The organism is Methylomonas sp. EFPC3 (genome assembly GCF_029643245.1).
Taxonomy (GTDB): Bacteria; Pseudomonadota; Gammaproteobacteria; order Methylococcales; family Methylomonadaceae; genus Methylomonas; species Methylomonas koyamae_B.
The window spans coordinates 1,192,096-1,212,420 of the sequence record NZ_CP116398.1; the positions used below are offsets into that span (position 1 = coordinate 1,192,096).

General features: G+C 58.1%; 14 protein-coding genes. 13 read left to right on the plus strand and 1 reads right to left on the minus strand.

Annotated elements, in window-relative coordinates:
- The first annotated feature begins 58 nt into the window (after nucleotides 1-58).
- The 8 genes from PL263_RS05415 to PL263_RS05450 all read left to right on the plus strand — a co-directional run bounded on the left by PL263_RS05415 (nucleotide 59) and on the right by PL263_RS05450 (nucleotide 12,195).
- Entirely contained in the window at nucleotides 59-1,072 is a 1,014-nt protein-coding gene (locus PL263_RS05415; protein WP_140910454.1) for an ABC transporter permease, read from the plus strand.
- A gap of 9 nt (nucleotides 1,073-1,081) precedes the next feature.
- On the plus strand, nucleotides 1,082-2,833 hold the full coding sequence (locus PL263_RS05420) for an ABC transporter ATP-binding protein (RefSeq protein ID WP_186289450.1): 1,752 nt from the start codon (nucleotides 1,082-1,084) through the stop codon (nucleotides 2,831-2,833).
- 38 nt (nucleotides 2,834-2,871) lie between these two features.
- Nucleotides 2,872-4,188: an alginate export family protein gene (locus PL263_RS05425; protein WP_278212047.1), complete on the plus strand. Its 1,317-nt coding sequence runs from the start codon at nucleotides 2,872-2,874 to the stop codon at nucleotides 4,186-4,188.
- A gap of 63 nt (nucleotides 4,189-4,251) precedes the next feature.
- On the plus strand, nucleotides 4,252-5,475 hold the full coding sequence (locus tag PL263_RS05430; RefSeq protein WP_278212048.1) for an FAD-dependent oxidoreductase: 1,224 nt from the start codon (nucleotides 4,252-4,254) through the stop codon (nucleotides 5,473-5,475).
- A 10-nt stretch (nucleotides 5,476-5,485) separates the two neighbouring features.
- Nucleotides 5,486-8,167, plus strand: coding sequence for a nitrate reductase (locus PL263_RS05435; RefSeq protein WP_278212049.1), 2,682 nt, complete (start codon nucleotides 5,486-5,488; stop codon nucleotides 8,165-8,167).
- A 19-nt stretch (nucleotides 8,168-8,186) separates the two neighbouring features.
- The gene (locus PL263_RS05440) at nucleotides 8,187-9,362 is read left to right on the plus strand and encodes an EAL domain-containing protein (protein ID WP_278212050.1); all 1,176 of its coding nucleotides are present in this window, start codon (nucleotides 8,187-8,189) and stop codon (nucleotides 9,360-9,362) included.
- 99 nt (nucleotides 9,363-9,461) lie between these two features.
- Complete coding sequence (locus PL263_RS05445) at nucleotides 9,462-10,826, plus strand: ATP-binding protein (RefSeq protein ID WP_278212051.1); 1,365 nt, start codon at nucleotides 9,462-9,464, stop codon at nucleotides 10,824-10,826.
- 421 nt (nucleotides 10,827-11,247) lie between these two features.
- Entirely contained in the window at nucleotides 11,248-12,195 is a 948-nt protein-coding gene (locus PL263_RS05450; protein WP_278212052.1) for a histone deacetylase family protein, read from the plus strand.
- A gap of 22 nt (nucleotides 12,196-12,217) precedes the next feature.
- On the opposite strand, the gene PL263_RS05455 is transcribed toward PL263_RS05450, so the two are convergent.
- Nucleotides 12,218-12,709, minus strand: a complete 492-nt coding sequence (locus PL263_RS05455) for a cytochrome P460 family protein (protein WP_278212053.1) — start codon at nucleotides 12,707-12,709, stop codon at nucleotides 12,218-12,220.
- Between the two features lie 432 nt (nucleotides 12,710-13,141).
- Between PL263_RS05455 and PL263_RS05460 the strand changes: the two genes are divergently transcribed.
- From PL263_RS05460 to PL263_RS05480, 5 genes are read left to right on the plus strand one after another with little or no spacing between them, the layout of a single operon-like run.
- Complete coding sequence (locus PL263_RS05460; protein WP_278212054.1) at nucleotides 13,142-14,215, plus strand: HupE/UreJ family protein; 1,074 nt, start codon at nucleotides 13,142-13,144, stop codon at nucleotides 14,213-14,215.
- Complete coding sequence (locus tag PL263_RS05465) at nucleotides 14,212-16,635, plus strand: TonB-dependent receptor (protein WP_278212055.1); 2,424 nt, start codon at nucleotides 14,212-14,214, stop codon at nucleotides 16,633-16,635. Before PL263_RS05460 ends, PL263_RS05465 begins: the two co-directional genes overlap by 4 nt.
- Before the next feature lie 16 nt (nucleotides 16,636-16,651).
- The gene (locus PL263_RS05470) at nucleotides 16,652-17,374 is read left to right on the plus strand and encodes an ABC transporter ATP-binding protein (RefSeq protein ID WP_278212056.1); all 723 of its coding nucleotides are present in this window, start codon (nucleotides 16,652-16,654) and stop codon (nucleotides 17,372-17,374) included.
- Entirely contained in the window at nucleotides 17,371-18,783 is a 1,413-nt protein-coding gene (locus tag PL263_RS05475; RefSeq protein WP_278212057.1) for a DUF3526 domain-containing protein, read from the plus strand. The genes PL263_RS05470 and PL263_RS05475 overlap by 4 nt, the downstream gene beginning before the upstream one ends.
- Nucleotides 18,780-20,162 (plus strand): DUF3526 domain-containing protein, encoded by a 1,383-nt coding sequence (locus PL263_RS05480; protein ID WP_278212058.1) that lies wholly within the window; start codon nucleotides 18,780-18,782, stop codon nucleotides 20,160-20,162. Before PL263_RS05475 ends, PL263_RS05480 begins: the two co-directional genes overlap by 4 nt.
- The last annotated feature ends 163 nt before the right edge of the window (nucleotides 20,163-20,325 follow it).

Below are 20,325 nucleotides of genomic sequence, written 5' to 3' on the forward strand. Positions count from 1 at the left end.
TGAACAAGCAACATGGGGTACTCGTCGCGTACCTTGATTTCCTGAAGAGGAACATTTTATGAGTAACAAATTGATCAAATTCTTCAATATTACGGGCCTGACCTGGTTCGTGCCTTTGGTGAAAATGGCGGCCGGCGAGAACCCGGCCCAACAAATGCGCCAATTGTTTCTGATCATGGGCGTGCCCATCATCGCCTTCGCTATTTTCCTGGGCATGTGGAGCGTCTCTGCATCCGGCGTAAAAACCAGTTTGGGTGCGATTCCGGGACCGGTTGCGGTTTGGGACGAGGTCGGCGGCTTGATCGACGAGCACATTTCCGAGCGCACCAAAAAAGCCGAGTTTTACCAACGCCAGGAACAACGCAACAAGGAAAAGCTGGCCGAAGACCCGAACGCGGAAATCAAGATTCGCCCTTACACCGGCAAACCGACTTACCTGGATAAAATTCTGACCAGCCTGCGCACCGTGTTCGCCGGCTTTGTGATTGCGACCTTGGTGGCAGTGCCGCTCGGCATCCTGTGCGGCATGAGCCCGGTGCTCAACACCGCGTTCAACCCCCTGATCCAAATCTTCAAACCGGTGTCGCCGCTGGCCTGGCTGCCGATCGTGACGCTGGTGGTCAGTGCGCTCTACGTCACCAGCGAAGACTCTTGGTTCGAAAAGTCTTTCATCACCTCGGCCATCACCGTAACGCTATGCTCGCTATGGCCGACGCTGATCAACACCGCGGTCGGCGTGTCGTCGATCGATCGCGATCTGGTCAACGTCGGCAAGGTATTACGACTGGATTGGCCAACCCAGATCAAACGCATCATCCTGCCGTCTGCCCTGCCCTTCATCTTCACCGGCATGCGCTTGTCGCTGGGCGTGGGCTGGATGGTATTGATCGCTGCGGAGATGCTGGCGCAAAACCCCGGTCTGGGCAAATTCGTCTGGGACGAGTTCCAAAACGGCAGTTCCAACTCGCTGAGCCGGATCATGGTGGCAGTGTTCACGATCGGCATCATCGGCTTCGTGCTGGATCGCATCATGCATTCGCTGCAAAACCTGTTCTCGTTCCAAAAAATTTAAGGTGCCGCCATGACCGCTGCCGCCAAAATCATCGACTTATCCATGCATAAACATACGAGCGCCTCCCCGGCCAACGACTCCAGCAAACCGTTGGTGGAACTGAAAAACGTCTGCAAATCCTACGGCGAGGGCAAAAGCCGGACTTCGATATTGAAAGACATCAATCTGGATATTAAGGAAGGCGAATTCATTGCCATCGTCGGCTTTTCCGGCAGCGGCAAAACCACCTTGGTGTCGCTGATCGCCGGCTTGATCTATCCCGATAGCGGCGAACTGTTAAAAAACGGCCAGACCATCGGCGAACCGGGGCCGGATCGCGGCGTGGTGTTTCAAAACTATTCGTTGATGCCTTGGTTGACCGTTTACGAAAACGTGGCGCTGGCGGTGGATGCGATCTTCAAGGACTGGACCCCGGAGCAACGTCGCGCCCACACCGAGAAATATGTCAACATGGTCAATCTGGGCCGGGCGATGGATAAAAAACCGTCGGAACTGTCCGGCGGTATGCGGCAACGGGTCAACGTCGCGCGCGCTTTGGCGGCCAACCCGGACATCCTGCTGCTGGACGAACCGCTCAGCGCGCTGGATGCCTTGACCCGCGGCAATCTGCAGGACGAAATCCTGCAAATCTGGGAGCAGGACCGGAAAACGGTGATTCTGATCACCAACGATGTCGACGAAGCCATCTACATGGCTGACCGGGTAATTCCGTTAAACCCCGGTCCGGACGCCACTTTCGGCCCGGATTTCGTCATCGACCTGGAACGCCCGCGCAACCGTACCGCCTTGAACCACGACCCGGAGTTCAAACGCCTGCGCGCCGACATCACCCGCTACCTGATGGACATCGGCATGCAAAAAGCCCAGGCCGAAATCGGTGACAAGCTGAAATTGCCGGATGTGCGTCCCAACACCAGCAACGACTGGAAACTGGATACCTCGGCCCTGAAGCCGGACCAACGCGACCTGGGCAAGGCCCGCTATCTGGAGTTTGCCAACCTGTCGAAAATCTACCCGACCCCCGACGGCAACGGCACCGTAAAAGTAGTCGACGGTTTTGATCTGAAAATGAAGAAGGGCGAATTCATCTCGATTATCGGCCACTCCGGCTGCGGCAAATCGACGGTGTTATCGATGACCGCCGGTCTGAACGAGATCTCCGAAGGCGGTATCGTGCTCGACAACCGCGAAATCGACGGCGCCGGCCCGGACCGCGGCGTGGTGTTCCAGGCGCCGAGTCTGTTTCCGTGGTTGACGGCATTCGACAATGTCATGCTCGGCGTCGATAAAGTTTATCCCCATGCCAGCCAGGACGAGCGCGAAGACATCGTCGAGTATTACCTGACCCGGGTCGGCTTGGCCGACAGCATGTTCAAAAAAGCGGCCGACATGTCCAACGGCATGCGCCAACGGGTGGGTATCGCCCGCGCTTTTGCCTTGTCGCCTAAACTGTTATTGCTCGACGAGCCGTTCGGTATGCTCGATTCGTTGACCCGCTGGGAATTGCAGGAAGTTCTGATGGAAGTCTGGGAACGCACACACGTCACCGCCATCGTCGTCACCCACGACGTCGACGAAGCCATTTTATTGGCCGACCGGGTGGTGATGATGACCAACGGCCCCCACGCCAAAATCGGCAAAATCCAGGAGATCGACCTGCCCCGGCCGCGCAGCCGCAAGGCCTTGCTCGAACACCCCGACTATTACAAATACCGGGAGAGCCTGCTGACCTTCTTGTCCGAATGCGACCATACCCACTGATTTCGCTTCTCTGTATTTCATTTGCTTAGGGGATCTATATGCCATTACCGAAACATCAACTACCTACCACCGCCACGCTACTGTCGATGGCAATCGCCAGTACCACCGCATCCGCCGACATCACCAAGGAAGTGGAAGATGCGCTGAATTTTTACCATTACGGCAGCAACGGCGCAGTAAAAATGGATTTGAACTATCGCTGGGAAAACCTCGACCAGGACCAAGGTCCGGGCATTCCGGGCAAGGCGCCGCGCCGGGTCGAGACCGCAAACGCCAACACCGCCCGCCTGCGACTGGGTTTGCTGTCGCCGACGTTCTACGACTTCCAGGCCTATGCCGAATATGAAGGTAACTATGCCTTGCAGGAAGACTATGACCAAGGCGGTACCACCACTAACCGCCACCGCGACTATTCGCTGATAGCCGACCCCGACCGCAGCGAATTGAATCAATTCTGGCTCAGTTACAAAGGCATCCCCGACACCTTGATCAAAGTCGGCCGGCAACGGATCAAGTTAGACGACGACCGCTTCATCGGTAACGTTGGTTGGCGGCAAATGGAGATGACTTACGACTCGATACTGCTGACACACAACAATCAGACCATTTTCGGCCTGACCGTCAACGCCGGCTATCTCGACCACATTCAAAACATCTTCGGCGAAACCGAAACCATCAACGCCCCGATCCTGAATCTGAACTACAAGGTCAACGACTGGGGCAATCTGATCGGTTACGGCTACTGGCTGGACTATCGGCAACGCGAGAACTATCACAAATCGTCGCAAACCTACGGCCTGCGTTTTGACGGTAAGTCACCGCAGTTTTTCGATCGGGTGAATTTTCTGTATACCGCCGAATGGAGCAACCAGCTCGACTACGGCGACAACCCCAACGACTACCAAGCGGACCGCTTCAATTTCATGGGTGGCGTCAGCGCCTTCAACCTGAGTCTGCAAGGCGCCATCGAGCAGCTCAACGGTTACGGCTACACCGGCAACCGCGTTACCACCAACGGCACCACCTACAAATCCTTCCAGACCCCGTTGGGTACCAACCACGCCTTCCAGGGTTGGGCGGATTTGTTCCTGACCACGCCCGCCGCCGGTATTCGCGACGTGTTCGCCACCGCCAGCTACAAAATGATGAACGACAGCCTGATCGTCACCGGCGTCTACCACGACTTCTACGACGATACCGGCGGCATCGAGTACGGTAGCGAATGGGATTTCTCGATCTTGAAGAAATTCGGCAAGCACTACTCCTTGTTAGCCAAGTACGCCAACTTCAATACCGAGAACACTGCATATACCGACACCCAAAGAATCTGGCTGCAAGCCAACGTCAGCTTCTAAGTCCCCGCCGGCCGGGCATCAACTTCCCGGCCGGCATCGATTCCACAGTTGTTAGATATAGTCATGAAACTGAAACTGGTAGTCATCGGCAATGGCATGGCGGGGATGCGTACCGTCGACGAATTGCTGCAGTTGGCGCCCGAACGCTATCAAATCACCGTGTTCGGCGCCGAGCCGCACGGCAATTACAACCGGATTATGTTGACTCCGGTATTGTTCGGCGCCAAAAGCATCGCCGAGATCATGATTCACGATTTCGACTGGTACCGCAAACACGACATCACCTTGTACTGCGGTACCGATAAAGCAGTAGTCGGCGTCGACCGTGAACGGCGTCGGGTTGTGGCTCAGGACGGCACCGAAGCGGAATACGATTATTTATTGCTGGCCACCGGTTCCCTGCCATTGATGCTGGACATCCCTGGCCGCGATTTGCGCGGTGTGTTGGGTTTTCGCGATATCGCCGACGTGCAGAGCATGATTGCCGCTGCAGCGAGTAAGACGCACGCCGTGATTCTCGGTGGCGGCTTGCTGGGCCTGGAAGCGGCTAACGGCCTGTTGCAACGCGGTATGCAGGTCAGTGTCATCAACCGCGCCGGGCATTTATTGAACAAACAACTGGATAGGCAGGCGGCCGGCTTTTTGCAACAGCAATTAGCAGACAAGGGCATAAAATTTCATTTGGGCTGTACCATCGATCGCATCCTCGGCGACGACGGCCATATTCAACAGGTGCAGCTCAGTAACGGCGAAATTCTGCCGGCGGATTTGCTGGTAATGTCGACCGGCATCAAACCGAACATCGCCTTGGCCGAACGCATCGGCTTGCAATGCGAGCGCGGCGTCATCGTCGACGACCTGATGCAAACCAGCGATCCGCGGGTGTTCTCGGTCGGTGAATGCGTCCAGCACCGCGGCGAATTGTTCGGTCTGGTGGCGCCGGTTTACGAGCAAGCCAAAGTCTGCGCCCGCCAATTGTCGGGTCATGACGGCAGCATCTATCAGACCTTGTCGTCGGCGACGATGCTGAAAGTGACCGGCATTGACTTGTTTTCGGTCGGCGATTTCGAGGGCGACGCCGACTGCCAAATTCTGCAATTGATCGACCACGGCCTCGGCGTCTACAAAAAAATCGTACTGCGCGGCGATATCGTGATCGGCGTGATCTTGTACGGCGACACCAGCGACAGCGCCTGGTATTTGAACCTGGTCAAGGACAAAACCCCGATCGCTGCGATCCGCGATCGCCTGATGTTCGGCCAGACGCCGTTGGCCGCCGCCGCTTAACCGTTACGCCATGACTCCAGCAACCGTTAAAACCACCTGCCCCTATTGCGGCGTCGGCTGCGGCATCGAAGCCACGGTCGAAGATCCCGCCGCGCATCGGGTCACCATCAAAGGCGATCCGGAACATCCCTCCAACTTCGGCAAACTCTGTTCGAAGGGCGCCACGCTGGGCGATACCGTCACGCTGGAAAACCGCTTGCTCTACCCTGCCGTCAACGGCCGGCGTTGCGATTGGGATAGTGCGCTGGACCACGTCGCCGGCCGCTTCCGCCAGATCATCGCCGAACACGGACCGGACGCCGTCGCGTTTTATGTGTCGGGCCAATTGCTGACCGAAGACTATTATGTCGCCAACAAGCTGATGAAAGGTTTCATCGGCTCGGCCAACATCGATACCAATTCCCGTTTGTGCATGTCGTCGGCTGTGGTCGGCTATAAACGCGCTTTCGGCGCCGATACCGTGCCCTGCAGTTACGCAGACCTGGAATTGGCCGATTTGATCGTGCTGGTCGGTTCCAACGCCGCCTGGTGCCACCCGATTGCGTTTCAACGCATCCGCAAAGCCAAGGAAAGCAATCCGCAGTTAAAAGTCGTCGTCGTCGATCCGCGCCGCACCGCCAGTTGCGATATCGCCGACCTGCATCTGCCGTTGAAGCCGGGCATGGACGCGCTACTGTTCAATGGCCTGTTATGCCACCTGCAGCGCGATGGCCGCATCGACCACGACTACGTCGCCAATTTCACCAACGGTTTCGCCGAGGCGCTGCGCCAAGCCGAGGCCGACGCCGGTTCGGTGGCCGCGGTCGCCGCCGGTTGCGAGCTGGACCCGGCCGATATCGCCCAATTTTTCGCTTGGTTCGCAGCAACCGAACGCAGCGTCACGGTGTATTCGCAAGGCATCAACCAATCCAGCTCCGGATCGGACAAATGCAACGCCATCATCAACTGCCATCTGGCGAGCGGCCGGCTGGGCAAACCCGGCATGGGGCCGTTTTCGTTCACCGGCCAACCCAATGCGATGGGCGGCCGCGAAGTCGGCGGTCTCGCCAACATGCTGGCGGCACACATGGACCTGGACAATCCGGTGCATGTCGACCGCGTCGGCCGGTTTTGGCACAGCGAACACGTGGCGAACAAAGCCGGACTGAAAGCCGTGGACATGTTCGAGGCCGTCGCCGCCGGCCGGGTCAAGGCGGTCTGGATCATGGCCACCAATCCGGTGGTGTCGATGCCGGACGCGGACCGGGTGAAGCAAGCGCTGCAAGGCTGCGAATTCGTCGTGGTATCGGATTGCATCGCCGAGACCGACACGGCCCAACTCGCGCACGTGTTGTTGCCGGCCACCGGCTGGAGCGAAAAGGACGGCACCGTGACCAATCTGGAACGGCGCATCTCGCGGCAACGGCCGTTGTTCCCGGCTTCCGGCGAAGCTCGCCACGACTGGTGGATCATTAGCCGGGTGGCGCAACGCATGGGCTTTACCGAGGCCTTCGCTTACCAATCCAGCGCCGAAATCTTTCGCGAACATGCGGCGCTGTCGGCCTTCGAGAACGACGCCGAACATCAATTACGCGACTTCGATTTGTCGGCGTTTACCGCGATCGATCAGACCGAATTCGATGCCCTGCAACCGGTACAGTGGCCGGTAAGCCGCGACCGACCGCAAGGCCGGCCGCAGTTGTTCGACGACAAGCTTTTTTATACCGCCGACCGCAAGGCCAGATTCATTCCGGTCGCGCCGCACGGGCCGCGCCATAGCGTCGACGCCGACTACCCGTTCACGCTGAACACCGGCCGCTTGCGCGATCAATGGCATACCATGACCCGCACCGGCTTGGCCGCCAAATTGAACGCGCATCGGCCGGAGCCCTTCGTCGAAATCCATCCCGCCGACGCCGAGCGCTTACAACTGAAGCACCGCAGTCTGGCCCGCATCGAAAGCCGTTGGGGGCAAATGCTGGCGCGGGTCGAAATCGGCGCCGGCCAACGCCAGGGCAGCTTGTTCGTCCCGATGCATTGGACGGCGCAACTGAGCAGCCACGGCCGGATGGGGGCTTTGGTCAACCCGGTGGTGGACCCCTACTCCGGCCAGCCGGAAAGTAAGCAGACTCCGGTCAGGATCTCTGCCTGGCCGGCGACTTGGTACGCGACGATTCTGACCCGGCAACCGTTGGCGATCCGGGATTGCGAATATCAAGTCAAAATCCGCGGCGACCAGTTTTTCCGTTACGAGCTGGCCGGCAGCGGCGCCGGTAAAGACTGGCGCCAGTGGAGCCGGGAATTGTTTGCCGAGCACGGTATGGCCGGGGCGGGCGACTGGCTGGAATACAGCGATCTGCAGGCCGGCTATTACCGTTGCGCCTACGTCAGCGACAATCGACTGCAAGTCTGTCTGTTGGTCGGACCGGATTTCGAGTTACCGGAGCCGGGTTGGCTGTGCAGTTTGTTCCCGAAACCGGAACTGAGTCGCAGCGAACGTTTGGCCTTGCTCAGCGGCCAGCCGCCGAAAGGCGAAGCCGATATTGGCCGAATCGTCTGTTCGTGTTTCAATGTCGGCGAGAAAACCATTCAACAAGCGGTGCAAACCCATAAGTTACAAAGCGTGGCGGATATCAGCGCCTGCCTCGGCGCGGGCAGCGGCTGCGGTTCCTGCGTCGCCGAATTGAAGGAGTTTTTGCCTCAGCCCGGTTAACTCGACGCGCACAAGGACCATGCCTGAAAAAACAACGCTATTTCCCTATTTTCAACCCATCATTGCGATAGCCAGCAGCAAAATCGTCGGTTACGAAGCCTTGGCCCGCCAATACGATTCCAAGGGCAATGTGGTTTCTGCCGGCGCCCTGTTCTCCTCCGCCGATGTGGACATCAAACAGCGTACCGAACTCGACCGACAGGTACGCTGGCAAGCCCTGGAAAAATTCTCGCAGCAGGCCGATAGCCAAACCTATCTGGCGCTGAACATTTCGGCGGCTTGGATCGAGAATCTGCGCCAACTCAATGCCTTGCCGACCCTGCGCATGCTGGAAGAGTTGAATATCGACCGCCAGCGCATCGTGGTCGAAATCTCCGATGCTCACGTCGATCCGCACAAGTTGAAACAGATCGTGCAGCGTTACCGCAAACACGGCCTGCGGGTGGCGATCGGCGACTTCGGCGCCGGTTCCTCGCAACTGGAACGGGTGATCGCAATCCAGCCCGACATCATCAAAATCGATATGCGGTTGTTCAAGCGTGCCGCCCGCGGCAGCAGCATCGCTACCGACATCGTGCATCTGATGTCGCGCCTGGGCCAGCGCACCGGCGCCCGCATCGTCTGCGAAGGCGTCGAAAGCGACGAGGAATTTCTATTCGGCTTGAACTGCGGCGCCCAATTCATGCAGGGTTTTTTGTTCGCCAAAGCCGAAGCCGATTTCCTGCCCATCAACAGTTTCGAACAGCACGCGGCCTCGCTACGCAGCAAATTCGTCAAAAACACGCTGCCGCGGGTACAAAAAGAAATCAACGCGATCAACGTCATCAAGGCTTTGATTTACCGCTTGGCCCAAGCACTACAGGACGATTTCAACCTGAACGAACTGGTCAGCTGGAATTTCAGCCAAAGCGGCGTGATCCGGTTTTACCTGTGCAACAACCAGGGCGACCAGATTTCGCCGGATTTCAATTTCAGCGAAAACCAATGGTTTACCGATCCGCGCAAGATCGGCTTCAACTGGTCCTGGCGGCCGTACTTCTTTCAGTTGCTGGCGCTGGAAAACTGCGGCGATCGCAACCGCATCGTCACCTCCGAACGCTATCGCGATTTCGAAACCAGCCTGCTATGCAAGACCCTGGCGCTACGCCTGGACAATGAGCGAATTTTATTGGTGGATACCGTGGTAGGTGACTAGACTCATCTGTCCCGAACGGCACCGGCAACTGGCCGCGGCCGGCTTTTTACTATAATCAGTGCGACATGGTAACTGGCTGGAGCATGCAAAGGCGGCGAGATGAGCGACGACGAGAACTTATCGAAAATTCTGGTGATCGACAGCGACAGGCCGGCGATTTTGGTTGTCGGCAGCGATCCGGAATTGGCAACCCGCCTCAACCGGTTGTTCAATCGGGCGGCAGTGGCCGATAGCAGCCAAATTTCCGGAAAACCGAGCTACGCCGTACATTGGTCCGGCAATACAGCGCATGCGGCACAGGCGATTGCCGACGGTTTGGCCGCAAACACCCCGTTTAATTTGGTTTTTGTGCTGCATCCTTTGCCGCAAGCCAGCGGCGTGGCCTTGATAAAACACCTGTGGGAATTGGATTCCGGTTTGAACGCGGTGCTTTGCAATGCCGATCCGGGACTTGACTGGCCACAGATCGCCGAAACGCTGGGCGAGAGCGATCAGTTGCTGATTTTACAGCAACCGGTTTGCGACTTGGTCGTCCGCCAAGTGGTCCATGCTATGGTCAGGCAATGGCAATTGGTGAAGCAAACCCAAGACGTCATGCAATTTATCGTGATGCAGAACCAACGGCTCGACGCGACCAACCACAAGTTGCAGGACATGCAGGCGCAGTTGCTGCAATCGGAGAAAATGTCATCGATCGGTCAATTGGCTGCGGGCGTTGCCCACGAAATCAACAATCCGATCGGATTCGTCAAATCCAATCTAAATACTCTGAAGGGATATACCGAAGACTTATTAGCCCTGGCCGAGACTTACGAACAGGCCGAGGCAGCGCTGGCCGACCCGGTCCTGCGTGCCGAAATCGACTCGGTCAAACGCCGGATCGACTTCGACTACTTGCGAGACGATGCGCCGGATTTGCTCAACGATTCGCTGGACGGTATTAACCGGGTTGCCAAAATCGTTCAGGACTTGAAGGACTTTTCCCATCCGCAACGCGACGGCGATGCCTGGCAGTGGGCCGATCTCAACGCCAACCTGGATAGCGCGTTGAACATTGTTTACAACGAACTCAAATACAAAGCGGACATCGTCAAACACTATGGCGAGTTGCCTTTGGTCAATTGCTTGGCTGGCCAACTGAATCAGGTCTTCGTCAACTTGCTGGTCAACGCCGCATACGCGATTGACAAGCGGGGCGTCATCACCATTGCCACCGGCAGCGGCGAAGGCCGGGTCTGGCTAGAAATTTCCGACACCGGCTGCGGGATTGCCGACGAGCAACTGAACCGGATTTTCGATGCCTTTTACACCACCAAGCCGGTCGGTAAAGGGACCGGGCTGGGATTGACAATTTCCTACGGCATTGTCAAAAAACACAGCGGCGAAATCAGCGCGCGCAGCCGAGTCGGCGAAGGCACCACCTTGCGCATCGAACTGCCGGTCAATGCCGAAGCAAGCCAGTGAAACCCTTGTCAGCGTTCGCCGGCCGCCGCGGTTGCACCAGCCCCCAATCCGGAACGTGAGTGTTTGATTTCGGAACCATTTTGATGGCTTTAAGTTTCACGGGAAACTCGTAACAAAGCACTTTAGCCAGCATTAAGTTTATCCCGTAACTCACTTCAAGAATGATTTACAAGATATTGATTGTAAAAGTTTTGTTTCATTTTAAGCCGAATTATCGGACTCAGGCGAGTTGATGGCAACGATAAACCGAATTCCCTAGCCACGGCCGGGCCGATTCCGCGCCAATCGCGGCGTCGGCCGGCTCGGACATTGTAAACAATTAATATCCATAGAGTTTTCGTGCGACTTTAAGATAAACTGCAGCCAGGCGAACCCAAACCGAAACCGAATACCTTGAAGCACGTTTCGCGGGAGTATGTTTATGCGCACACTGTATTACAGCCATCCGGATTTTCTGGCCCACGATACCGGGCTGGCCCATCCGGAATGCCCCGAGCGGTTGCGAGTGATTGCCGAAGCGCTCGCGGCACCGAAATTCGCCGCACTGACGCATGTACAAGCGGCATTGCCGGACGACATTGAAGACAAAATCGGGTTGGTTCACGGTCGGGCCATGATCGCCAAACTGCTGGCCGAGATACCGGAACACGGTCTGACCAACCTGGATGCCGACACAGTGGTTTCGCCCGGTTCGCGCCAGGCGGCGCTACTGGCCGTCGCGGCGGTATGCGATGCAGTGGATAAAGTCTGCGGCGGCGCAGCCGACAATGCCTTCTGTGCGGTGCGCCCGCCCGGACACCATGCCATGCCCGACTACCCGATGGGTTTTTGTCTGTTCAACAACGTGGCGATAGCCGCCGAGTATGCACGCAAGGGTTACGGCCTGGAGCGGATCGCGATCGTCGATTTCGACGTGCACCACGGCAACGGCACCCAGGCCGCGTTTTACGACCAGCCGCAAGTGCTCTACATATCCAGCCACCAATGGCCGCATTACCCCGGCAGCGGCCATCCTTCTGAACACGGTGCCGGCAATATCCTCAATCTGGCGTTGGCGACCGGCAGCGACGGCGAGGTGATTCGGGCCAAATATCGCGATACGGTATTCCCCGCCTTGCGCAAATTTGCACCGCAGTTGGTTTTGATTTCAGCCGGATTCGACGCGCACAAAGACGACCCGCTCGCCTCGTTGCGCTTGACGGAAGCAGACTACCATTGGCTGACCGAACAATTGCGAGCGATCGCCGAGGACTACTGCCAGGGGCGTCTGATTTCGGTGCTGGAGGGCGGCTACAATTTGCGGGCGCTGGCAAACAGCGTCGCCGCGCATGTGGCGGCTTTGATGGGTTTGGTCAACGAGGGCGTTTGACCGCCCTCTTTCCCATCCGTTGTTATTGCAGATTCGGCAGGGTATAGACGTAGTCGGCGTCCTTCATCGGCGCGTGGCAGGCGAAGCAAGGCGCGGATTGCGCCTTGTCGTACATTTTCAAAGTCTTGCCTTCCCAGATACCGAAGCCCCAACCGCCGGTCTCAGCGTATTTCTTGCTGTCTTTCACCATCGCTTCGGCGGCGGTAAATTCGCCGGGCACCGAGGCTTGTTCCCAATTCGGATGCTTGCGCTCGGCCCATTTGATCTTGGCGATGATGCTCCCGTCCGGCCAGGGCTTGGTCTTGCCGGCCCGCGCGGCATTGATGGCAACGTCGTTGCCGACGATCGCCCGCATGCTGTTCTTTTCGTGGCGCAGCGACACACCCAACAGCCGCCAATCCCGATATTCACCGTGCTCCGGTTTCGCCGCCGGCACGGTTTCGGCGGCAACGCCATTGGCAACCAAGATCAAGGCTGCGGCCAGCAGCCGGCCGCCGGAAATCGTTTTGTACATACACCCTCCGTTAATAGTCATGTAAACCAGCGGCGCGGATTGTAACGGCTCCACAGGGCGGCGACCAATACAAAACCGCTGAGCCCGGCCAGTATTTCTTCAGCCAGCCGCCCTCAATGTCGTTAAGTTAAGCAAAAAACCGGCTTGTTCAAACGCTGTAGGAACTCGACCGAAGGCGCTTGATCGCGGGCATGGCGTGCTCCTACCATCCTTGACATAACGCCGCTGCGATGCAGATTCGCTTGGTGCTCTATCGCTCCGGTAATGCCTGCCGGAGCGATCGTTTCGTTCAACAGCAGCGCCTTTCCCCGTGGTTCCTAGTGGGACGGACTCTTAGCCCGCGGGAATGGTTTTGTTGGCTTATGCAACTTGCGCCATCCCTAAACGGCTGTTTAGAATGTGAAGTTAATCTCAAACTTCATAAACTCAACGATGCGCGATACCTTCCATTCCTCAAGCCCGGTGATTCCAGCAGCCGATAGCCGCCGGCTATGGGTGCTGGTCGCGCTGATCGCGGTGGCTGGCTGGTTTTTGTTGGCGAATGTCGAACGCAACGGTTTGAGCAGCGGTTTCGCCCATCCGTTTGCCGGTAACGATCATTTGGTCACGATGTTGGCGGTTGGCATCTGGGCCGCACAATTGCGAGGGCATGCGATTTGGATGCTGCCGGCCACGTTCGTCGGCGTCATGAGTCTGGGCGGTCTGGCCGGAGCGCTCGGCTGCTACCTGCCGCAGATCGAAACGATTGTGCTGCTGTCATGCGCCGTATTCGGCGTATTGATCGTGCGCAACCTGCGCTTCAGCACCAATACCAACTTGGCGATCGTTGCATTGTTCGGTTTTTGCCACGGCTTTGCCCACGGCCAGGAGATTTCAGCTTCCGCCGGTTTGATTTCGTACGTGTGCGGTTTCGTATCGGCAACCTTGCTATTGCACGGCGCCGGGATCGTCTTCACCAAAGGCGTGATATTGGCGGTCGGCTGTTTTTTTTCGATGACGCTGGCGCAACAGCCTGCAATCGGTGCGGTAAAGGCGAATATTCCGGACGCGCTGCTCGCCGTTTCCAAGCGGATGCAGACCGAAGCCGTGGAGCGGGTTCAAGCGCGGTTCAGGCAAACGGCCCCTGCCGACGCCGGATACTTCCCGCCCCAAATCGAATCGGCGCCGCCAGCCGCGGTTGCTTGCCGCTTCAGACGGCTATTTCCTGAGATTAACCACTCACCGGGTTTGAGCATGACCAGTAACGGCGTCGGTCGCACCTCGCCGCCGCGATTGCCTGTCATTACCGTATCGACAACCTCGTCCGCCATACTGCTCGCGCCCCAGCCCTCGACGGCATGGGCCTCTGCTCCATCCCCCGCTTTCAGCCTTCCCGGCTTTCAGTGCGTTTGCACCAGTTTCTCCGCTGCCGCGCAACGGCAACTTCCGGCGATATCGCCAATGCTACCCGCCGCTAGTGGGTACTTTTCCGATTTTATTCAGCAATCAAGGCTCGCATACCCATGAAAATTCCAGAGCAACTCGCCAAAACCGTATTGGCGTTTACCATCGCTTCCGTCGTCGGACCGAGCGTTAAAGCAGACCCGCGCGCTACTACCGCGCCCGCTAAAGACAAAGCCCAGGATTCGGCGCAAACGTTGAGCGAAGTGGTCGTCGATTCCGAAACCGGCAAACCCAAGTTTCCCAACACCGCTAAAGCCACGCCAAGTTTGACGGTAAACCGGGCGGATATCGAAACCAAAGTCAACGAAGTTACCATCGAGGACGCGTTGCGCTACCTTCCCGGCGTCAACGTCCGTCGCCGCTACCCGGGCGATGCGAACGCACCGATCGCGATGCGCGGTTCGAATATCACCCAGTCTGCCCATACCATGGTATTCGCGGACGGCATGCCGATTTACAACATGGTTAACGCCGGCCACACCGCCGCACCGCGTTGGTCGATGGTTGCGCCGAACGAAATCGAATCGGTCGACGTACTGTTCGGGCCATTTTCCAGCCAGTACGACGGCCACTCTTTCGGCGGCGTGGTCAATTTCAACACCCGCATGCCGGATAAATTCGAAGCGGAAATGAGCGCCACCGGCATCTTTCAGGACATGCACCGCGGCGGCCGCGATCAGGTATTGCAGGGGTTTCGTACCTTCGTTTCCGGCGGCGACCGTATCGATAAATTTCGGGTGTACCTCTCATACAACCACATGGAAAACCAAGGCCAACCGATGGACCCGATCGGCACATCAGCCGCCTCGCGCGGTTTACCGAGCAATCTGGCCGCCGGCGCCACGGCCATCCCGGTCACCGGGGCACAACTGATTCCGAGCCCGACCGGCGGCCGGAATTTTATTTTCGGCGACTCGGGCATCGATCGGGCCGAAACCGATTTGTTTAAACTGAAAACCTCTTACGACCTGACGGACGACTTGCAGGCTCGATTTACTATTGCCTACGAAGAACGCAACAGATACAACAACGATCCGCTGGCCCTGTCCAAAAGCTCTGCCACCGGGCAAACCCTGTTTAGCAATAGCACCAACAACAACGGCCGTTTTACCAATTACTATACGCAAGACGGCTATAACTTCACGGTGCCGTTGAATGGCTTCCGTTTGCAGGAACAGAACCGCCAAGCCTTGAATTACGGCTTGAGCCTGAAAGGCAAGATCAGCGAGCGCTGGCACATCGACACCACGGCCAGCTTTTACGACGCCTTTAAGGATACCAGCCTGCAATCCAGGGGTGCCCAACTGGACCCCAACGCCCTGGTCGCTGGCCAGTTGCCGGGACAAATCACCGATGTCAGTACCTGGTGGGCGACTTACGACCTGAAACTCGCCACCGACCAGTTATTCGGCCGCGACGATTTATCCTTTATGGGCGGCTACCAGTTGGTGCACGGCAACAATAATAACCGGGTCTATGACAGCAGCGTTTATGCGAGCGGCATGCGCGGTAACGAAATCAGCAACTCGGGCGGACAAACCCAGACCAACAGCTTGTTTTCGCAGGTCGAATGGCGTTTCCTGCCGGATTGGAGCGTAATGGCCGGCTTGCGCTACGATCATTTTCAGACGATAGGCGGCCATTTTTACAACTACAACCGTAGCGCTACCGACGTCAGGCGCATCCAGAATTACGAAGACCGCAGCCAGGCCCGGATCTCGCCTAAAGCCGCGATCGAGTATTCGCCGGATAATTGGACTTTGCGTTATTCGTTCTCCAAAGCCTATCGTTTTCCGGTGGCTGAAGAATTATTTGCCAGCAAGAATACCGTCGCCGGAACCACATTCGCCGATCCAAACCTGGGGCCGGAAAATGGTTATTTTCATAACTTCATGGTTCAGTACGACCTGCACCAGGGCTTGGTCAGGGCCAACTTTTTTTACGACCAAATCAACGATGAAATATTTTCCTATAACCCGCTGCTGGCGGGCGGCAACGGGCCGAACACCTATCTGGCCATCGGACAAACCGAATCGATCGGTGTCGATTTGACGTATCAGAAATACGGTTTGTTCGGCCTGCCGCTGGATTTTGCAGCCAATACCATTTTCCTGAACAAGCAAATCGTCAATAATCCCCAGGCGCCGGGGCTGGCCGGTAACGAGTGGCCGCGGACGCCTCGTTTGCAGGCCAATGTTCAGGCGACTTACCATATACTGCCGGAATGGGATGTCACGCCATCGGTCCGCTACCGTAGCGACATGTTCCACCAAATTACCAACGTCGATACCGAAGCCAACGTATTCAACGGCTCCGACGAATACACGCTGGTGGACTTCAAAACCAACTACAGGCTGCCGACATACCACAATCTGAAAAGCACAATGTCGGCCGGTATCGATAATATTCTGGACCAGGATGTCTACGAAAATAATCCGCTGGCGCAACGCACCTACTATGTCAGCTTATCCGTTAAGTACTAAACCCAACTGTTCAGCCATGACGACAACCCACATTCTCGAAACCCGCAATCTGGTGGTGGAATACCAACAGCATCGGGCGATCGACCAACTGAATTTAGCGGTACCTGCCGGCTGCGTTTACGCCTTGCTGGGCGGCAACGGCGCCGGCAAAACCACGACGATCAGCACCTTCTTGGGATTTAACCGTCCCAGCAGCGGCCAGGTCTTGATCGGCGGCCGCTCGCTGCAGGACCAACCGGAGCTGGTCAAGTCCGAACTGGCCTATCTGCCGGAAAACGTGGCCTTGTACGACCTGCTCAGCGGCGCGGAAAACCTGCGGTTTTTCTGTGCGCTGGCCGGAATCGAATTGAGCCGGGACCAGTCGGGACAGCTCTTGAGCGACAGCGGCTTGCAGGCGGATGCTCACGACAAGCGGGTCGGCCAGTATTCCAAAGGCATGCGGCAAAAAGTCGGTCTGGCGATCGCCAGCGCCAAGCACGCCAAAGCCATGTTGCTGGACGAACCCACCTCCGGCCTGGACCCGAGCGCGGCCAACGATTTTGCCCAACGCATCCGCGCCGCGGCGGACGCCGGCATGGCGGTATTGATGGCGACCCACGATTTGTTCAACGCCAAGCAAGTCGCGGACCGCATCGGCATCATGAAGCAAGGCCGGCTGGTCGAGGAGTTCGATGCCCACAGCGTGCAACACGACGAACTGGAAAGCAAATATCTGGCGCATGCCCGGGGGTTGGCATGATCGCCATTGTCATGCGCAAGGAACTGGCCACCACGCTGCGCGACGGCCGCTTGCTGGTGCTCGGTTTGTCGCTGTTTGTTTTGTTCGCCGGCTTTTTTCTGTTTTCCAGTTACCAGTTGCAGGCACAGCGCCTGGAAAAACAGCGCGTCGGCGCGACGGCCAAGGAACAGTGGAATTCGCAGAGCGTCAAGAACCCCCATGCCGCCGCGCACTACGGTATCTACGTGTTCAAGCCGGATTTGCCCAGCGCGGCGATAGATCCGGGCTTGACGCCGTTTACCGGTCAGTCGCTGTGGCTGGAGCCGCACAAACGCAACCTGACCCGTTTCAATCCGAGTGCCGACGACGTATTGGCCAATCGATTCGGACAGGCCACCAGCAGCTTCGTGCTTTATGCCTTGTTGCCGCTGTTGATCGTCGCACTCAGTTTCAATTCGGTGTCGCAAGAGCGCGAACGCGGCACCTTGCGCATGTTGCATAGTTTGGGAGTGGCGCCGCGGGCCTTGTTGTTTGGCAAGTTGCTCGGGCTGCTGACGGCGTTCTGGCTGGTGATGTCGCCCGCCGTGTTACTGGCGGGCCTGACGCTGGCCGGCCAATTCGAGCTGGCGATCGACGACCTGCTGCGCTTGAGCCTGCTAATGGCCGGCCTGCTGGCGTATTACACGGTGTTCGCCGCCTTATCGATTGCCGCCTCCGCCTACTTTCGCACCAGCCGCAACACCTTGTTTTGCCTGCTGGGGTTCTGGATGGGCAGCGTGTTCGTCGCCCCGCGGCTGGGCGCCGCGATCGGCGATGTGCTTGCGCCCAACCCCAGTGCCAGCCAATTTTGGGATGCGATCAAGACCGATATCGCCCAAGGCCTGCCCGGCGACGGCTCCAAGCAACAACGCGAAACGGCCTTCGAAGCCCAAGTGCTGGCCCAATACGGCGTTGCCAGCAAAGAGCAGCTACCGGTGGGGTTTGTCTCGCTGAATCGGCAATATAACGACGTTTACTCCAGCAAAGTCCACCAGTTGCATTTCGATCGCCTGCGCGCCAACTTCGCCACCCAACAGCAACTGGCGCATCTGGCCGGTTGGCTGGGGCCCAGCCTGGCGCTGCGTTCGTTGTCGATGGCCATAGCCGGCACCGATTTGGCGCACCAACGCGATTTCGAAGACGCCGCCGAGAGATATCGGCGTTATTTCATCGATCTGACCGAAGACTGGGACCGCGAACGCAGCCACGGCACCGAACGCTCCGCCAAAGGCGCGGAAACCGATTGGCGCAGCGTCCGAGACTTTGCTTACGCCGTTCCCACGGTCGGATTTTCGCTAAAAGCCAGCCTGCTGCCGCTAGCGGTGCTCGGCGCCTGGTTGGGCGCGGCACTGTGGCTGTTGGCCCATTCGGCACGGAGGTTGGCACCATGATGGCTATCGTCAAAGTTGAATGGATCAGAATCCGGCGCAATCCGCTGAACGCGGCGATATTGCTGATTTTTGCGGTCTTGATGGGGCTCAGTGCCGTCTGGTCCGGACTCAGGGCCAGCGAGATTCGCGCTGCCGCGGCGGCGCCGCAAATCGCGGCATCGGCCGCCAATGCCGCAGAAATGCACGACGCGCCGAAGGCGGACGCGCATGACGGCGGTGATGGGGCCTATGCCGCCAGCAATGACCGGGCGCCGTTGCAATTGCCGCTACTGGGCGGTTTGGTGCTGAATGTCAGCCAAGCCGATTTGGTCGGCACGTCCATTAAAGTCTCCAGTCGCAGCCGCCATACCGACGGCCGCAACAGCGACCAATTGTTCAATCCGTTGAGTTACGAATTCGGTTTGCTGGACTTTGCCAGCGTGTTCGCCCTGTTGACGCCGCTGGTCGTCATCGCCTTGAGCTACGGCTTGGTGCAGGAGGAACGCGAAAGCGGGGTCTGGCGCCTGGTCTGCACCCAAACCGCGCGGCCGTGGCAATTGGTGTTGTGCAGCCTGGGCTGGCGTTTGCTGTTGGTGGTGCTGGTCGCTTGCGCCAGTTCGCTGCTGGCGTTTTTGCTGGATAGCGGCTCGGCGCTGTCGGCGCTGGCTTACTGGTGTTTGATCAGCCTGAGCTACGTGCTGTTCTGGTTCAGTCTGGCCGGCTTGTTCCTGTTGCTGCCGATTTCTTCGGGCGCGGCGGCGATAGGCTTGCTCGGCAGTTGGCTGATCTTGACCTTCGGCGTGCCGGCGGCGCTGCATTGGGCCGCCGACCAGACCCGGCCCAAGCCGTCGCGCATGGCCGCCATTATCGAAATCCGCCGGTTACAGGAACTCTCCAACCAGCAGCGGCAAAATTTGCTGGCGGACTGGTTTAAAACGCATCCCGAGCTGCTGGGCGACACTCCGCTTGCCAAACTGCCACGGGAAGTCGCCGGCTTGCCGGCCGCCCTGCAACTGGACAGCCAGATTCGCCCGCTGATGCTGCAATTCGAAACCCACCGCGCCGAGCAATTCGGATTCATGCAACGCTGGTCCTGGACTTCGCCGGCCTTGGCCGTGGCCTTGATGGCGGATCGTTTATCCGGCCTGGACGCGCCCCGGCACGCCAGCTTCGTCGCCGCCGTCAACGATTTCGAAGACCGCTGGCGAGCGTACTTCGTGCCGTCCATCATGGCCCGCGCCGCCTGGAGCGAAGCGCAGCAAGCGGCGCTGCCGCAATTCGATTTCGATCAGTCCTTCGACGTTGCCGAACTCAACGGCCTGATCGGCTTGCAGGCGCTCTCGGCGGCATCGATGCTGGCCGTTCTGCTCGCGCTACGGCGGCGCTTCTCGCAATTTTAGCGTTGGCAGCTCCGGTCCCGGTCGGTACACAACACCGCGATCTTGCCGACCGGCAGGCGCGATGCGGCCGGACCGGCTGCACTTGGTAGCGAACGGCAGGGTTTTAGGGATAAAGCGCCTGCCGCGAACGCCGGCGGCGTGCTACCATTTTGCGAAATCCATC